Annotated in this window: 14 protein-coding genes; 10 read left to right on the top strand and 4 right to left on the bottom strand. The window is 68.0% G+C overall.

The genetic code is table 11. The annotated features are described in order from the left end of the window. Positions 1-144: 144 nt before the first annotated feature. Positions 145-900 carry a GntR family transcriptional regulator gene (locus IAE34_RS20140; protein ID WP_200140708.1) on the bottom strand — a complete coding sequence of 252 codons (756 nt, stop codon included), beginning with the start codon at positions 898-900 and terminating at the stop codon, positions 145-147. 330 nt (positions 901-1,230) lie between these two features. Here IAE34_RS20140 and IAE34_RS20135 point away from each other — a divergent pair, with 330 nt between their 5' ends. The 10 genes from IAE34_RS20135 (at position 1,231) to IAE34_RS20090 (ending at position 15,158) form a co-directional block, all read left to right on the top strand. Then, positions 1,231-2,580, top strand: coding sequence for an NCS2 family permease (locus tag IAE34_RS20135; protein ID WP_200140707.1), 1,350 nt, complete (start codon positions 1,231-1,233; stop codon positions 2,578-2,580). Positions 2,581-2,736: 156 nt separating this feature from the next. Further along, positions 2,737-3,696: an AAA family ATPase gene (locus tag IAE34_RS20130; protein ID WP_200140706.1), complete on the top strand. Its 960-nt coding sequence runs from the start codon at positions 2,737-2,739 to the stop codon at positions 3,694-3,696. A gap of 5 nt (positions 3,697-3,701) precedes the next feature. Next, positions 3,702-4,643: a DUF58 domain-containing protein gene (locus tag IAE34_RS20125; protein ID WP_200140705.1), complete on the top strand. Its 942-nt coding sequence runs from the start codon at positions 3,702-3,704 to the stop codon at positions 4,641-4,643. Continuing rightward, complete coding sequence (locus IAE34_RS20120; protein WP_200140704.1) at positions 4,640-5,134, top strand: DUF4381 domain-containing protein; 495 nt, start codon at positions 4,640-4,642, stop codon at positions 5,132-5,134. Before IAE34_RS20125 ends, IAE34_RS20120 begins: the two co-directional genes overlap by 4 nt. Continuing rightward, positions 5,127-6,203 carry a vWA domain-containing protein gene (locus IAE34_RS20115; protein ID WP_200140703.1) on the top strand — a complete coding sequence of 359 codons (1,077 nt, stop codon included), beginning with the start codon at positions 5,127-5,129 and terminating at the stop codon, positions 6,201-6,203. The genes IAE34_RS20120 and IAE34_RS20115 overlap by 8 nt, the downstream gene beginning before the upstream one ends. Further along, positions 6,200-7,930 carry a VWA domain-containing protein gene (locus tag IAE34_RS20110; protein WP_200140702.1) on the top strand — a complete coding sequence of 577 codons (1,731 nt, stop codon included), beginning with the start codon at positions 6,200-6,202 and terminating at the stop codon, positions 7,928-7,930. Before IAE34_RS20115 ends, IAE34_RS20110 begins: the two co-directional genes overlap by 4 nt. Continuing rightward, complete coding sequence (locus IAE34_RS20105) at positions 7,927-9,546, top strand: BatD family protein (RefSeq protein WP_200140701.1); 1,620 nt, start codon at positions 7,927-7,929, stop codon at positions 9,544-9,546. The genes IAE34_RS20110 and IAE34_RS20105 overlap by 4 nt, the downstream gene beginning before the upstream one ends. Positions 9,547-9,688: 142 nt before the next feature. Continuing rightward, positions 9,689-10,927 carry an exonuclease SbcCD subunit D C-terminal domain-containing protein gene (locus IAE34_RS20100; RefSeq protein WP_200140700.1) on the top strand — a complete coding sequence of 413 codons (1,239 nt, stop codon included), beginning with the start codon at positions 9,689-9,691 and terminating at the stop codon, positions 10,925-10,927. Next, positions 10,924-14,568, top strand: a complete 3,645-nt coding sequence (locus IAE34_RS20095) for an AAA family ATPase (protein WP_200140699.1) — start codon at positions 10,924-10,926, stop codon at positions 14,566-14,568. Before IAE34_RS20100 ends, IAE34_RS20095 begins: the two co-directional genes overlap by 4 nt. Then, positions 14,565-15,158, top strand: coding sequence for a glutathione S-transferase N-terminal domain-containing protein (locus tag IAE34_RS20090; RefSeq protein WP_200140698.1), 594 nt, complete (start codon positions 14,565-14,567; stop codon positions 15,156-15,158). The genes IAE34_RS20095 and IAE34_RS20090 overlap by 4 nt, the downstream gene beginning before the upstream one ends. A 21-nt stretch (positions 15,159-15,179) precedes the next feature. On the opposite strand, the gene IAE34_RS20085 is transcribed toward IAE34_RS20090, so the two are convergent. The 3 genes from IAE34_RS20085 to IAE34_RS20075 form a co-directional block, all read right to left on the bottom strand. Further along, positions 15,180-15,380 carry a hypothetical protein gene (locus tag IAE34_RS20085; RefSeq protein WP_200140697.1) on the bottom strand — a complete coding sequence of 67 codons (201 nt, stop codon included), beginning with the start codon at positions 15,378-15,380 and terminating at the stop codon, positions 15,180-15,182. Between the two features lie 137 nt (positions 15,381-15,517). Then, complete coding sequence (locus tag IAE34_RS20080; protein ID WP_200140696.1) at positions 15,518-16,648, bottom strand: lactonase family protein; 1,131 nt, start codon at positions 16,646-16,648, stop codon at positions 15,518-15,520. Then, positions 16,614-16,904 carry a DUF5629 family protein gene (locus IAE34_RS20075; protein ID WP_200140695.1) on the bottom strand — a complete coding sequence of 97 codons (291 nt, stop codon included), beginning with the start codon at positions 16,902-16,904 and terminating at the stop codon, positions 16,614-16,616. Before IAE34_RS20075 ends, IAE34_RS20080 begins: the two co-directional genes overlap by 35 nt. Between the last annotated feature and the right edge of the window lie 52 nt (positions 16,905-16,956).

Here is a 16,956-nt window from a genome sequence, read left to right as displayed (position 1 = left end):
GGGCGATGGCGTGCCTGGGCTGTGCTTCGAAACTGCCGACAGCGTTCAGGCAAGGCACTTGCGGCTGGCGACGCCCAGCCATCTTCAGCGCACTGTCACCGGGTACGAAGTCTGCACAGACCAGCCTGAGTCGCGTGCCCCGGCTCAGGACTTGAGCGCCGCCTTGGGTTTTTTCAGCAGGTGCGAAAAGACCGCGTGCAAGTCATCGGAGGCGCTGTCTTCGTCGAGGTTGAGCTTGCTGTCGATATGGTCCATGTGGTGCATCATCAGGCTCACCGCACGCTCGGTATCTCGCGCCTCGATGGCGTCGATCAGTTGCAGGTGCTCATCGTACGAGCAGTGCGAGCGGTTACCGCTTTCGTACTGGGCGATGATCAGCGAGGTCTGCGAGACCAGGCTGCGCTGGAAGCTGATCAGCGGTGCGTTGCCGGCGGCCTCGGCCAGCTTGAGATGGAATTCCCCGGACAGGCGAATGCCGGCCCCGCGGTCGCCGCGGGAAAAGCTGTCGCGCTCCTCACGCACCATCTGCCGCAGCTCGCCGAGCTGTTCGGCACTGGCATGCTGCACGGCCAGTTCGGTGATGGCACGCTCGACCATGCGCCGCGAGAAGAACACCTGGCGCGCCTCTTCCACCGTCGGGCTGGCGACCACCGCGCCGCGATTGGGCCGCAGCAGCACCACGCTTTCATGGGCCAGGCGCGACAACGCGCGGCGGATGATGGTGCGACTGACGCCGAAGATCTCGCCCAGTGCTTCCTCGCTCAGCTTGGTACCCGGCGCCAGCCGCTGTTCGAGGATGGCCTCGAAGATGTGTGCGTAGACGATGTCGTCCTGGGTGCCGCTACGGCCGGCCTTGGCAGGGCGCGCAGGCTTCTTCAGAGGTTGCAGCTGTTCGTTCATGGGCGCTCGAGCACAAGGGATCGGCCAGGGAGTCTCGACTGTAATACCGGTCGCAGGGTGGCTGGCAAGTCCTGGGGTTGAAAAAGGACCGAAGTATCGACGCATTGTACACAGGCTGAGGCGTTTCTGCAGGTAGGCATTCGTCCGCTAAGCCCATTGAACTGCCAGGGTGGGTACAAACGCTAAAACATCATTTGATTTATTTGTACACAAAAGCATAATCCCTCGACCAGGTTCCTGACCTTTCAGTCAGGAAACCATCTGCAGCTGCCGCCTGGTGCGCAGGTGCAGCGCTCCCCAACAACAATAACGACCCGAGGAGTACCCACCGTGCACAGTCGCAAATCCCAAGCCCCCACGCTGGATCTGGCCGCGGCGCCCAAGCCGGGCTGGCTGGAGCGCCTCTTCAGGCTCAAGCACCACGGCACCAGCGTCAGAACCGAGCTGATCGCCGGGGTGACCACCTTCATCACCATGGCCTACATCATCTTCGTCAATCCCAACATCATGGCCGATGCCGGAATCGATCACGGCGCCGCCTTCGTCGCCACCTGCATCGCCGCCGCCCTGGGCTGTCTGTTGATGGGGCTGTACGCCAACTGGCCGGTGGGCCTGGCACCGGGCATGGGGCTCAACGCCTTCTTCACCTATACCGTGGTCGGCACCCTGGGCTACAGCTGGCAGACGGCCCTGGGCGCGGTGTTCGTCTCGGGCGTGCTGTTCATGGTCCTGACCCTGTCGCGGGTGCGCGAATGGCTGCTCAGCAGCATTCCCCTGAGCCTGCGCCATGCCATGGGCGCGGAGGTCGGGCTGTTTCTCGGGCTGATCGGGCTGAAGACCGCCGGGATCATCGTCGCCAGCCCGGCCACGCTGATCCGCCTGGGCTCGCTGCACGAGCCTGCGCCCTTGCTCGCGGCGCTGTGCTTTCTGCTGATCGCGGTGCTGAGCTATCACCGCGTGTTCGGCGCCATCCTCATCAGCATCGTCGCTGTGACCCTGGTCGGCTGGGGCCTGGGGCTGGTGCAGTATGGCGGGGTGTTGTCGCTGCCGCCGAGCCTGGCGCCCACCTGGCTGGCGATGGACCTGGCCGGCGTGTTCAGCGTCAGCATGATCAGCGTGGTGCTGGCCTTTCTGTTCGTGCACATGTTCGACACCGCCGGCACCCTCATGGGGGTGGCCCAGCGCGCCAACCTGGTGGCGGCGGACGGACGCATCGAAAACCTGTCGCGGGCGCTGAAGGCCGACAGCGCTTCGAGCGTCTTCGGCGCTGCCGTGGGCGTGCCGCCGGTGACCAGCTATGTCGAAAGCGCCGCCGGCGTGGCCGCGGGCGGGCGTACCGGGCTCACCGCCGTGGTGGTCGGCCTGTTGTTCGTCGCGGCGATGTTCTTCGCGCCGCTGGCCGGGATGATCCCCGCCTACGCCACCTCCGGCGCGCTGATCTACGTGGCGATGCTGATGATGGGCAGCCTGGCGCACATCGAATGGGACGAGGCCACCGACAGCATTCCGGCCATCGTCACGGTGATCATAATGCCGCTGACCTTCTCGGTCGCCGACGGCATCGCCCTGGGCTTCATCAGCTACGTGGCGCTCAAGGCCGGCACGGGCAAGTTCCGCGACATTTCCGCGAGCCTGTGGGTGCTGTGCCTGATCTTCATCGCCAAGTTCGTGTTCCTCTGACGCCAGGCCGGGCGCCAGGGCAGCGCAAGCTCAGGCAGCAGGTTATTTTCAGGCGGCCATTGGTCGCCACCCCCCTGGATGGATTAAAGTATGGGCCCCTGCCCGCAGACCGCTTGCAGTCAAAGCGCCCGGCCCCCACCCAGGAACCCACCGACCATGGAACACCGTGAAGCGCTGATCGCGCTGCGCACTTTTCTCTCCTCGCAGATCCTTGGCCAGGAGAAGCTGGTCGATCGTCTGCTGATCGTGCTCCTGGCCGACGGCCACATGCTGGTCGAGGGCGCGCCTGGCCTGGCCAAGACCAAGGCCATCAAGGAGCTGGCCGAAGGCATCGAGGCGCAGTTCCACCGCATCCAGTTCACCCCCGACCTGCTGCCGGCGGACATCACCGGCACCGAAATCTACCGTCCGGAAACCGGCAGCTTCGTGTTCCAGCAGGGCCCGATCTTCCACAACCTGGTGCTGGCCGACGAAATCAACCGGGCTCCGGCCAAGGTCCAGTCGGCGCTGCTGGAGGCCATGGCCGAACGCCAGGTGAGTGTCGGGCGCAGCACCTACGAGCTGTCGCCTTTGTTCCTGGTGATGGCCACGCAGAACCCGATCGAGCAGGAAGGCACCTATCCCCTGCCCGAGGCCCAGCTCGACCGCTTCCTGATGCACGTGAAGATCGGCTTCCCGGATGCCGCCGTGGAGCGGCGCATCCTTCAGCAGGCCCGCGGCGAGGCGCTGGGCGGCGAGGTCAAGCCGGAGCGCCAGGTCAGCCAGCAGGCGATCTTCGCCGCGCGGCGGGAGATTCTCGGGCTGTACATGGCCGATGCGGTGGAGGAATACCTGGTGCAACTGGTCATGGCCACCCGCACCCCAGGCAAGTTCGATGCCGAGCTGGCGGACTGGATCGCCTATGGCGCCAGCCCCCGTGGTTCGATCGCCCTGGACCGCTGCGCACGGGCCCACGCCTGGCTGGCCGGACGCGACTTCGTCAGCCCCGAGGACATCCAGGCGGTGCTGTTCGACGTGCTGCGCCATCGCGTCATCCTGTCGTTCGAGGCCGAAGCGGCCGGCGTCGACCAGGACCGCGTGGTGCAGCGGATCCTCGACGTCGTCGCCGTCGCCTGACCCTCATGCCCACCGCCTACCTCACCGAACCCGGGATTCGCATCGGCCTGGCCGAGCTGATCGACATGCGCCACCGCGTGCGCGAGATCCAGCTGTTCTCCCGGCCGGGCCAGCGCAGCCCGCTGGTGGGGCTGCACCATTCCAAGCTGCGCGGACGCGGCGTGGACTTCGACCAGGTGCGGGTCTACCAGGCCGGTGACGATGTGCGCAACATCGACTGGCGGGTCACCGCTCGCACCCAGGAACCGCACACCAAGCTATTTCACGAGGAGCGCGAGCGGCCGATCTTCATTCTGGTGGAGCAGAGCCAGCGCCTGTTCTTCGGCTCGGGGCTGATGTTCAAGTCGGTGCTCGCGGCCCAGGCCGCCGCCCTGTTCGGCTGGGCGGCGCTGGGGCACAACGACCGCATCGGCGGCCTGGTGTTCGGCGACCATGAGCACCACGAGATCAAGCCGCGACGCAGCAAGCAGAGCTTGCTGCAATTGCTCAATCGGCTGGCGCGGACCAACCAGTCGCTGCACACCGAGGCCCTGGGCCAGGCCGACAGCCTGGGCCTGGCCCTGCGCCGGGCACGCGAGGTGCTGCGCCCCGGCAGTCTGGCCATCGTCATCTGCGACGAGCGCGCCCTGACCGAGGCGGCGCAGCAGCACCTGGCCATGCTCTCGCGCCATTGCGACCTGCTGCTGATGCCGGTCAGCGATCCGCTCGACCACGCCCTGCCCGCTGCCGGGCTGCTGCGCTTCGCGCAACGCGGCGCCCAGCTCGAACTCGATACCCTCGACGCCAACCTGCGCCAGCTCTATCGCCAGCAGGCCGAGGCGCGTGTCCAGCGCTGGGAGGTACTGGCGCAGAAGTTGCGGGTGGTGCTGATGCCGCTGAGCACGCAAAGCGAGATGATCGAGCAACTGCGCGCCGCGCTCGACCAGCGCTCGAGAAACGGCCAATGAACCCCCTGGAGCAGTTGCAGCCGCTGATCGCGCCCCCCGCCATCGGCCTGTGGCCACCGGCGCCCGGCTGGTGGCTGCTGCTGGCGCTGTTGCCGCTGCTGGGATGGGGGCTGTGGCGCCTGAGCCGCTGGCGCCCTGCCGCCCCTGCGGTAGCCCGCGCCGAGCAGCCCTTGGACCCGGCGCGTGTCGAGGCCCTGGCCGAACTCGCCCGCTTGCCGCGCCCCTATGACGGCGCGCCGGCCGGCGCCTGGCTGCAACAGATCAACGCACTGCTCAAGCGCCTGTGCCGCAGCCATTACCCAGGCGCTCAGAGTCACACCCTCAATGGTCGCAAATGGCTGGCGTTTCTCGACAATCGCTGCCCGGCAGCCGGCCTGACCCGTTGGATGGTGTTGGTCGAAGGCGCGTACAAGCCCGAGTGCAAACTCGACGACAAAGCCATCGTCGGGCTCGCCCAGGCGGTCGAGACCTGGATTCGCAAACATGTTTGACCTGGCCTGGCCGTGGATCTTCGTGCTGCTGCCGCTGCCCTGGCTCATGCGCCTGCTGCTGCCGGCCGCCGACAGTGGCGAGCCGGTCCTCAAGGTGGGCTTTCTCGACGAGCTGGAAAGCCTGGCCGGCCGCCGCGCGCGTCTGAACCTGCCGACCTGGCGTCAGCAGGCGCCGTTCCTGGTGATCTGGTCGCTGCTGCTGGTGGCAGCGGCGCGCCCGCAATGGCTGGGCGAGCCAGTGCCGATCGCCGCCAGCGGCCGCGACCTGCTGGTGGCGGTGGACGTGTCCGGTTCGATGGACTTTCCCGATATGCGCTTCAAGGGCGAGGACATCAGCCGCCTGGACCTGGTCAAGGCACTGCTGGGCGACTTCCTCGAAGACCGCCAGGGCGACCGAGTCGGGCTGATCCTGTTCGGCAGCCAGGCCTACCTCCAGGCGCCGCTGACCTTCGACCGCCGCACCGTGCGCACCTTCCTCGACGAGGCGCAGATCGGCATCGCCGGCAAGAACACCGCCGTCGGCGATGCCATCGGCCTGGCGGTCAAGCGCCTGCGCCAGCGGCCAGCGCACAGCCGTGTGCTGGTGCTGGTCACCGACGGCGCCAACAACGGCGGCCAGATCCATCCGCTGACCGCCGCGCGCCTGGCGGCCCAGGAAGGCGTACGCATCTATGCCATCGGTATCGGTGCCGACCCCGAGGCCAACGGCACGCCGGGCCTGCTCGGCCTCAATCCCAGCCTGGATCTGGACGAGGCCTCGCTCAAGGAGATCGCCAGCCTGACCCAGGGCGCCTATTTCCGCGCCCACGATGGCGCCGAACTGGACGCCATCGGCGACACCCTCGACCGCCTGGAGCCGGTCGCCCAGCAACCCACCCAGGCACGCACCGCGCAGGAACTGTATGCCTGGCCGCTTGGCCTGGCGTTGCTGCTCAGCGTGCTGCTGGTGGTCGCCGTGCAGTGGCCGGACAACCCCCTGCAGCGCACGTTGCGCCGACCGCGCTTCCTGCAGCCGCCCCCGCAGTGGCGCCAGCGCCTGCAACGCCTGCGCCCGGGGACTAAACGATGACCGACTTCTGGCCCCAATGGTTGCGCCCGCTCTGGCTGCTGGCCGTGCCGCTGCTCGCCTGGCTGCTGTTCAAGCTGTGGCACCGCCGCCAGCGCGCCGGACGCTGGCAGATGATCCTGCCGCCGCCGTTTCACGCGGTGCTGCTCGGCGGCGGCGGCGGCAGTGCCAGCAAACTGCCGTGGATCGCCCTGGGCCTTGCCTGGCTGCTGGTGATGCTGGCCCTGCTCGGGCCGAGTTGGCAACGCGTGGAGGAAACCCGCCAGCGCCCCGCCGACCCGCTGGTGATCCTGCTCGAGCTGACGCCGCAGATGCTCGCCGAAGACGTACGCCCCAACCGCCTGGAACAAGCCCGGCGCAAGATCCTGGACCTGCTCGAACACCGTCGCGACAGCCAGACCGCGCTGATCGTCTACGCCGGTAGCGCCCACACCCTGGTGCCGCTGTCCGACGACCTGGGCACCACGCGCAACCTGCTCGAAGCGGTCGACCCCTCGATCATGCCCCAGGCCGGCCAGCGCGCCGACCTGGCCCTGCACAAGGGTCTGGCCCTGCTTGCCCAGAGCGGCCTGGGCGAGGGGCGCGTCCTGCTCATCGGCTCCTCGCTCAGCGCCCAGGAACGCCAGGGCATCGTCCAGGCCCTCGGACGCCATGGGCCGGCGCTGCTGATGCTGGGTGTCGGCACCGCCGACGGCGCCCCCGTGCGTCAGGCCAACGGCGAGTACCTCAAAGATGCCCAGGGCGGCATCCTGGTGCCGCGCCTGGACAGCCCCGAACTCAAGCGCTTCGTGACCGGTACCGGTGGGCGCTATCGCCACGCCCGCCTCGACGACCTCGACCTGCGCGGGCTCGGCCTGTTCGACAACCCGCGCGCACTGCGCAGCGACGGCCAGACCCTGCAACTGGACAGCTGGGCCGACCAGGGCTACTGGCTGCTGCTGCCACTGCTGCTGCTGGCGGCCTGTGCGGGCCGGCGCGGCTGGCTGTTCTGCCTGCCGCTGCTGCTGGCCCTGCCGCAACAGAGCCAGGCCCTGGAATGGCGCGACCTGTGGCAACGCCCCGACCAACAGGGCCAGCACCTGCTGCAACGACAGCGCCCGGCCGAAGCGGCCGAACGCTTCGAGGATGCCCAGTGGCGGGGCCTGGCTTTGTACCAGGCTGGCGACTACGCCGGCGCCGCCCAGGCGTTCGCCCAGGGCAACGACGCCGCGGCCCATTACAACCGTGGCAATGCCCTGGCCCGCGCCGGCGAGCTGGAAGCGGCGCTCGACGCCTACGAACAGGCCCTCGAACGCCAGCCGGATCTGCAACCGGCACTGGACAACCAGGCGCTGGTCGAGCAATTGTTGCAGCAGCGTCAGGGCCAGGCGCAGGCGCAATCCGAAGGCGGCCAGGCCGAGCAGCCGCCGAGCCGCGACAACGCGGGCAACAGCAGCTCGCCCGGCAATGCCCAGGGCACGCCCGGCAGCGACGAGCCGCCCCAGGCCCAAGACAGCCACGACGGCGGCAACGACAGCGCCAACCGTAACGACGCCGGCGGCTCCAACGGCGCCGGCGACGACCAGGACAGCGTCACCCAACCGCCGCAACGTCCCCCTGCCACGCCCCTCGACGCCGAACAGCGCCAGGCGCTGGAACAATGGCTGCGGGACATCCCCGACAATCCGGAACAACTGCTGCGTCGCAAATTCTGGTACGAACAGCAACTGCATCAGGAAACCAAACGATGAGTCGCCTCGGCGCCCTTGTACTCGGCCTGCTCTGGCTCACGCTGGCCCAGGCCCAGCCCGCGCTGCAGGCCAGCGTCGACCGTACCCGGGTGCAAGCCGGCGAAACCCTGGAACTGACCCTGGAAAGCCAGGACGTCACCCAGTTCGGCAAGCCCGACCTGCGTAGCCTGGAGGACGACTTCGAAGTACGCGGCACCCGTCAGCTCAACAGCTTGCATTCGCTCGACGGCGAGACCCGCGCCAGCACCCGCTGGATCATCACCCTGCTGCCTCGGCGCAGCGGCAGCCTGCAGATTCCCGCGCTGCAACTGGGACAATCGCGCAGCCAGGCGATCGACCTGCAGGTGGTGCAAGCCGATCCTGGCCGTACCGACAGCGCCTCGCAGGTGTTCATCGAGGCTAGCCTCGACAGCCCTGAGGTCTATGTTCAGGCTCAGGCCGTGCTGACCGTGCGCGTCTATCACTCGGTGTCGCTGTACGATGACAGCAATCTCAGCCCGCTGAACCTGGACAACGTCAAGGTAGAGGCCCTGGGTGAGTCGCGTACCTATGAAAAGCAGATCGATGGCGTGCGCCACGGCGTGATCGAAACCCGCTATGCACTCTATCCGCAGCACAGCGGCACCGTGCAGCTGCCACCGCTCACGTTCACCGCCACGGCCGCCGACAGCGCCGCCCAGAACGGCAGCGGTGGCGGACGCCAGGTGCAGGCCAGTTCGCTGCCGTTGACCCTGACGGTCAAGGCCATTCCGCCGGCCTGGCCGGCCGGGCTGCCCTGGCTGCCCGCGCGAAGCCTGGGCCTTGAGGAACGCTGGAACCCCGATCCCGGCCAGCAGCCCACGCAGGTGGGCGACTCCCTGACCCGCAGCATCACCCTGCGCGCCGAGGGGCTGTCCAGCACACAGTTGCCGCCCCTGCCAGCCACCGAGGCTGCAGGCCTGCGTCGCTACCCGGACCAACCGCTGCTGCGCAACGACGTCAGCGAACGCGGCATGACCGCCAGCCGCGAAGAACGCGAGGCGCTGGTGCCGACCCGCAGCGGCGAGCTGATGCTGCCGGCGTTGGAAATCACCTGGTGGAATACCCTGGAAGACCACCTCGAACACAGCAGCCTGCCTGCACGCAGCCTGCACATCGACGACAATCCTGCCTTGAATGCCGACTCGCAGGTCAGCGACGGCATGGGCGGCACCCGCTTGCTGTGGCCCTGGCAACTGACGACGCTGCTGCTGGCCCTGACCACCTTGCTCGGCTTCGGCCTGTGGTGGCGTGCGCGCTCACAGCCTGCGGTGCAGCGCATGGCGCAGAGCGGCCCGAGCCCACGCACGCTGCTGGACGACCTCAAGCGCGCGTGCCAGGCCAACGATCCGCAGGCCACCCGCCAGGCGCTCGACGCCTGGGCACGCCAGCAGCCGGAGACCCTGGCCGAGATGGCCGCGCGCTTCGTGCCGCTGTCCGATGCGCTGGATGGGCTCAATGGTGCCCTGTACAGCGAGAGCGGCCAGAACTGGCACGGCGACGAGCTGTGGCGGGCGATCGGCGACATCGCCCCGGCGGCGAAGGCGACCACCGCCTCCAGCGAAGGCGGCAACCTGCCACCGCTGTACCCGAAATGACCCGTAGCGCATGGCGCCAGGACAGGATCGGCGCCGTCGGCCGAACAGCCGCAGGCCTTGCCGCTTGAGGTAACATGTCCCCCTGCGCGAACCCCATACCCGCCAAGCGGCCACTCGGCCGACTCGACATCACAGGTCTTCCATGCGTCTGTTTCACACCTCCGACTGGCACCTGGGCCAAAGCCTGCACGGCCAGGAACGCGACTTCGAACATGCCTGCTTCCTCGACTGGCTGCTCGGCCAACTGCGCCTGCGCCAGCCCGACGCGCTGCTGATCGCCGGCGATATCTTCGACACGGTCAACCCGCCGGTCAAAGCCCAGGAACGCCTCTACGACTTCATCGTCCAGGCCCACGAACAGCTGCCCAAACTGGACATCGTGATGATCGCCGGCAACCACGACTCCGGCTCGCGCATCGAGCTGCCGGCGCCGCTGATGCGCCGCCTGCGCACCCATGCCCTGGGCCGGGTGCACTGGCTCGATGAAGGCCGGCTCGACGCCGAGCGGCTGCTGGTGCCGTTGACCAACGCCCGCGGTAAGGTCTGTGCCTGGTGCCTGGCCCTGCCCTTCCTGCGACCGGCCGAAGTGACCGGCCCGCGCCTGGGCGACGACTACCTGCAAGGCATCGCCCAGGTTCACCAGCAGCTCACGGCCGCAGCCCTGGATAAACGCCGCAAGGATCAGGCGCTGGTCGCCATCAGCCATGCGCACATGGCCGGCGGCTCGATCAGCGAAGACTCCGAACGCAGCCTGATCATCGGCAACGCCGAGGCGCTGCCGGCCCGTCTGTTCGACCCGGCCATCGCCTACGTCGCCCTGGGTCACCTGCACAAGCCGCAGAAGGTCAACCGCGAGACCCGCATCCGCTACAGCGGTGCGCCCATTCCCTTGTCGTTCGCCGAAATCAACTACCCGCACCAGGTGCTGGAGATCGAGCTGGACGGTGCCGAACTGGTCAGCGTCGAGCCCCGCCTGGTGCCCCGCGCGGTGGCCTTGCAGCGCATGGGGCCGGCGCCGCTGGCCGAGCTGCTCGACCAGTTGGCCGAGTTGCCCCAGGTGGACCTGCTCGAAGACCCCAACCGTCAGCCCTGGCTGGAGGTGAGGGTGCGCCTGGACGAACCGCAGCCCGACCTGCGCCAGCGCATCGAAGCCGCGCTCGAAGGCAAGGCCGTGCGCCTGGTGCGCATCGCCGCCGAATATGCCGGGCGCCAGCGTCGCGACGAAGAGCCTCAGGAGTTCGTCGAGCTGGCGCAATTGACGCCCCAGGACCTGTTCAGCCGCGCCTGGGAGCAGGCCTATGGCGGGCCGGTGGACGAACAGACCCTGAACGATTTCGCCCTGCTGCTGCAGGATGTGCACTTGCAGGAGCAGCAGCCATGAAGATCCTCGCCATTCGCCTGAAGAACCTCGCCTCGCTCGCCGGCCCGGTGGACATCGACTTCACCGCCGAGCCCCTGGCCAGCGCCGGGCTGTTCGCCATCACCGGGCCCACGGGTGCCGGCAAGAGCACCCTGCTCGACGCCCTGTGCCTGGCGCTGTTCGGCACCGTGCCACGGCTCGATCCGATTCGCCGCGAGGCCAAGGTGCCGGACGCCGACGGCGAGATTCCCACCTCCGACCCGCGCAACCTGCTGCGTCGCGGCACCGGCAACGGCTTCGCCGAGGTGGATTTCCTCGGTATCGACGGCCGCCGTTATCGTGCCCGTTGGGAAGCCAACCGCGCCCGCGACAGGGCCGATGGCAAGCTGCAACCCAGCCGCCAGAGCCTCTACGACCTGGACGCCGAGCAACTGCTGACCGGTGCCAAGCAGGAATACAAGCCACTGATCGAGGCCCGCCTGGGGCTGAACTTCGAGCAGTTCACCCGCGCGGTGATGCTGGCCCAGAGCGAGTTCGGTGCCTTCCTCAAGGCCGACGACCGCGACCGCAGCGAGCTGCTGGAAAAGCTCACCAACACCGCGATCTACACCCACCTGGGGCAACGGGCATTCAGCCGTACCCGCGAGGCAAGCGAAGCGCTCAGGGCGCTGACCGACCAGGCCAGCCACTTGCTGCCGATGGCGGACGACGCGCGCGCCGCGCTCGACCTTGAACTCGAACAGGCCCAGCAGCGCTTCAAGGCCGAGCAGTTGCGCGAACGCGAACTGCAACGGCAAGGCGCGTGGCTGGCCGATCGGGAACGCTTGCAGGCGCAGCACCGCGAAGTGGCACAGGCACTGGCGACAGCCGAGCAGACGAGTGAGCAGCTGGGCGCCCAGCGTCTCGACCTGCAACGCCTGGAGCGCCTGGCACCGCAGCGCCACGCCTTCCACCGCCTGCAAGGAATGGCCGCGCAACTGCCCCCCCTGGCCAGCGAGATCGCCGAGCAAAATGCCCGGCAGACGGCGCTGCAGGCGCGCTTGGTGGAGCTCGAACAGGCACAGGTGAGCGTGCGCGACGCCCTTGCCCAGCAGCAAGCGCAACAAAGCGACGATGCCCCCCGCCTGCGCCAGGCCTTCGCCAGCGAGCACGCGCTGGCAGCGCTCGACCAGGCGCTGGAGAAACAGCTCGCGGCCAAGACAGACGCCGAACAGGACCTCGGCCACGCGCGGCAGCAGGTGCAGCAATTGCAGGCGCACCAGCAGCGCAGCCTCGAACAGCTGGCCTCGATCGACGCGGCATTGGCCGGCAGCCAGTCGCTGGCCGCCCTGGCCGACGCCTGGCAAGCCTACCTGCCGCAGGTGCGCCAGGTGATGCAGGTCGGCGCCCGCCTGAGCCAGGGCCGCGAGGAACTGCCAGGGCTTCAGGCCCAGGCCAGCCAGGCCAACGCTCAGTTGCAGAACCAGCGCGACAGTCTCGAGCTGATGTTCCGCGAGGCCAAGGCCGAACCTGAAGCGCTGGCCGAACAGATCGACCTACTGGGCGGCATGTTGCACGACAACCGCAAGCAGCAGCGTGCCGTCGAGGAAATGCTCCGCCTGCACGACCGCGGGCGGGAACTGGACGAGCAGCACGAGGCGCTCGGCCAGCGGCACCGACAGGCCATGCAGCGGCGCCAGGCGTTGATTGGCGAAGGCACGGCTGCCAAGGCCGAGCTGGAGGCGGCCGAGCAGGCCCTGAAGCTGACCCAGCAGTTGCTGGAGCGTCAGCGTCAGGCCCGTCACAGCAGTGTCGAGGAACTGCGCAGCCAACTGCGCGAAGGCGAGCCCTGCCCGGTGTGCGGCAGCGCCGAACACCCCTTCCATCAACCCGAAGCATTGCTCGACAGCCTTGGCCGGCACGATCAGGTCGAGGAGCAGACCGCTCAGCAGCAAGTCGCGACGCTCACCAGCCGGCTCGGCGACCTGCGGACCGAACTGGGCGTGATCAATGCCCAACTGAAGGACGCCCAGCAGCAGCAGCTCGCGCTGGCCGAGCACCGCAACGCCCTGCTGGCACAGATGCAGTCCCACAGCCTGTGGGCAGCCATGGACGCCCAGGACCCCTCGGCCCGCAGCGCCTGGCTCGACAATCAGCTGCGCCGTTTGACCGACGAGATCGGCAAGGACGAGCAGCGCCAGGGCGCGCTGCTCACGCTGCAAAAGGACGCTGCCCGCCTCACCCAGCAGTTGCAGGCCGCGCAGCAGGCGCAGCAGCAGGCCCAGGCGCATCTGGACAAGCAGCACCAGGCCCTGGAAGGCGACGAACGGCAGCTCGAGCAAGGCCTGGCTGCCTTGTCCGACGTGCTGCCAGCCGAGCTGCTGCAAGCCCTGAAAGACGACCCCAGCAATACGTTCATCGCCCTGGACCAGCAGGTCGGCCTGCGCATCGAGCAGCAGGCTCAGCGTCAAGAGGAGGCCCAGGAGCGACAAACGCGCCAGGTGCAGTTGGACAAGGCGGCCGAGCAGCAGCAGGCCCGCGAGCAGGCCTTAGAACAGCTCCAGGCGCAGTGCGCGAGCCTCGAACAGCAGCGCCAGCAGGAGCACTCGGCCTTGGCCGAACTGCTCGGCGAGCACCCCGGGGCCGAGGCCTGGCAACGCCACGTGAACGAGGCGCTGGAGCAGGCCCGTGCGCTGCAGGCCAGTACCACCGAGCAATTGCAGACGCTGCGCACCGAGGGCGTGCAACTGGCGGGCGAACTCAAGGCCAACGTCGCTCGCCAGCAGGCGCTGGAGCAGGAACGACAGACCCTTGAAGGTCAGATCAGCGCCTGGCGCGCCGAGCATCCGGAGCTCGACGACGCCGGTCTCGACCGCCTGCTGGCCATGCAGGACGCCGACGTCGGCGCGCTGCGCCAGGGCCTGCACGAGGCCGACAAGGCCGTCGAGCAGGCCCGCGTACTACTGAGCGAACGCGAACAGCGCGTGCAGCAGCACGCGGCGCAGGGTGCGGTCACCGCCTCGGACGATGAAGTCCAGGCGCAGCTTGCCCAGGTGCGCGAGCAACTCATCCTCCAGGAGCAGCAGTGCGCCGAACTGCGCGCGCGCCAGGCCGACGATCAACGGCGGCAGCAGGCACACCAGGCGCTGGCCGCGGAGATCGAGCAGGCACGCCAGGAGGAACGGCGCTGGGCGCGCCTGAACGCGTTGATCGGCTCGGCGTCCGGCGATGTGTTCCGCAAGATCGCCCAGGGCTACAACCTCGACCTGCTGCTGCACCATGCCAACCAGCAGTTGCGCCAACTGGCCCGCCGCTACCGCCTCAAGCGCGGTGGCAGCGCCCTGGGCCTGCTGGTGCTGGATACCGAGATGGGCGACGAACTGCGTTCGGTGCACTCGCTGTCCGGTGGCGAAACCTTCCTGGTGTCGCTGGCGTTGGCCCTGGGCCTGGCGTCCATGGCGTCGAGCACCCTGCGGATCGAGTCGCTGTTCATCGACGAAGGCTTCGGCAGCCTGGACCCCGAATCCCTGCAACTGGCCATGGACGCGCTGGACGGCCTGCAAGCCCAGGGACGTAAGGTGGCGGTCATTTCCCACGTACAGGACATGCACGAGCGGATTCCGGTGCAGATCCAGGTCCGCCGTCAGGGCAACGGCCTGAGCGATATCGAGGTCTGCGGGTGATTCTCTACTCGTTCCGGCGCTGCCCCTGGGCGATGCGTGCTCGGCTGGCGCTGCGCTATGCCGGCTGCACGGTGACCATCGAAGAAGTGTCGCTCAGGCACAAGCCCGCCCAGCTGCTGGCCCTTTCGCCCAAGGGCACGGTGCCGGTGCTCGATACCGGCACGCAGGTGCTGGACGAGAGCCTGGACATCATGCGCTGGGCACTGGCGCGGCACGACCCTCAGGACTGGCGGCTACGCGCCGATCCTGAAGCAGCCGCGCGCGCCGAAGCGCTGATCGCGCGCAACGACACGGACTTCAAGGCCCAGGTCAACCGCTACAAATACGCCGAGCGCCACCCTGAGCACCCACGCCCGTACTACCGCCAGCAGGCCGAAGGGTGGCTGACGGAGCTGGAGGCGCTGCTGGAAAACCGACCCTTCCTGCTGGCCGATCATCCCAGCCTGGCCGATGCCGCGCTGCTACCGTTGCTGCGCCAGTTCGCCGGGGTCGAACCGCAGTGGTTCGCCGAGGCGGCCTATCCGCGGCTGCGCAGCTGGTTGCAGGGGTGGCTGGAGTCGGAGCTGTTCCGGGCGATCATGGCCAGGTAGGTCGCTGGCCTGGCACGGCAGTCAGGCGCTGCGTTGCGCCGGTACAACCTCGCCAGGCTTGCCGCCCAGCGCCGCATGGAAATGCGCGCTCTGGCGCAGGTACTGCTGGGTGTAGCTCTGGGTGCCGATGGCCTGGCTGGCCTGTTCGTGGGCGTGTGCTGGCAGCACGACCGAGGCGGAAATGGCGGAAGCGGCAATCACCGGGAAAAGATCGAAGTTCATCGGAGTGTCCTTGTCTGCGGGGTTCGACAGTGGCCCGCTGGGGCCTTGGGTCAAACCTACGCCGATGCACCGCTTCGCTGAAATTCATTGCGTCAGTAGCGACTATCGAGCGGATCGATAGTCGCTGCCCGCGCCCATCACTCGAACAGCTTCAGGTCCGCAGGCGCCTGCTGCGCCAGGGTCTGCACGGTCTTGCCCAAGGTGCCGGTGCGCGGATCACGCTGCATCACCACGATTTGATTGGTCTTCTGATTGGCCACCAGCAGGAACTTGCCACTGGGGTCCAGAGCGAACTCGCGGGGGTGATCGCCCTCGACCGATCGGCGCTGCACCAGGCTCAGGCGACCGTCTTCGGCATTCACCGCATACACCACGATCTGGTTGGCCGTCCCGCGATTGCTGACGTAGAGGAAGCGACCGTCGGCCGACAGGTGCAGCCCCGCCGCCGCTTTCGCCGAAGGCTCGCGCTTGTCGGTGAGCGGCAGACGCTGGCGTTCGATTAGCCGGACTTGATCGACATCGAACATCACCACTTCGGCACTCATTTCCAGCGTGAGATAGGCGTGCCGACCCTTGGCGTCGAACAGCAGGTGACGCGGCCCGCTGCCGGGGGGCAGGCTGATCGAGGCGGGCGTGGCCGGGGTCAGCGGTTGGTCGCTGCTGGCGCCGTCGTAGCGATAGATGAACACCTTGTCGGCCCCCAGGTCGCTGGCATACAAGTGGCTGCCGTCGGGCGAGCGCACCACCGAGTGCACATGGCCCCCGCGCTGGCGCTCGGCGTCGACCCGGCTCGGGGTATGGCTCAATTGCTGTCGTACCTTGCCCAGCTTGCCATCGCGGTCCACCGCGACCACCACCAGACTGCCACCGGAGTCCGGCGCTACCGCATAGTTGGCGACGAACAGGTAGCGCTCGTCCTGGCTGAGGCTGGCATGGGTGGGTTCGTCGCCAAGGCTGGCCACCTGCCCCAGCAGCTTCAGCGTACCGTCGCTGCCTACGGCATAGCTGCTGACGTGCCCCTTGGCCGTTTCGTTGACCGTGTACAACTGCTTGTTATCTTCGGACAGCACTAGCCAGGACGGGCTGTCGGTCTCGATCACCTGCAACGGGCGCTTGTCGATCTGGCCCGTCGAGGTATCGAAGGCATAGCGGTACAGGCCCTTGCTGGCGCCGTCGGTGTAGGTGCCCACCAGCAGCGTCGCGGCCTGGGCACTGGCGCCCAGCCCCATCAGACTAACGATCAGCAGGCGCTTGAAGGTGCGGTTCATCTTCGTCCTCTTCGGGTGCGCGCAAGGCGCTCATCAAGACTAGCCGGTGTTCAGCTTCGGCATCGTCGATCAGCCAATCGTTCCCCTCGGCGCGGGCGGCGGCGACCTGCTCGGCGCTGAAGCACCAGCGGCGCAGCTGGCGACCATCCATGCACTGGATGACCAGGCTTCCCGCCTCCACCTCGAACTCGAAGGCGTGCAGGCCGTCGATCAGGAGCATGTCAGTGGATTGCAGGGCGGCGTTGAGGGTGGACATGAGAAATACCTTGGGTGTGCAGGGCGGCCAGTATAGCGTCCAGGCCGTCCCG

It is taken from the genome of Pseudomonas sp. S30, assembly GCF_016518545.1.
Taxonomy (GTDB): domain Bacteria; phylum Pseudomonadota; class Gammaproteobacteria; order Pseudomonadales; family Pseudomonadaceae; genus Aquipseudomonas.
Note: the sequence above shows the minus strand (reverse complement) of the source record. Positions and strands in the feature narration are given on the sequence as shown.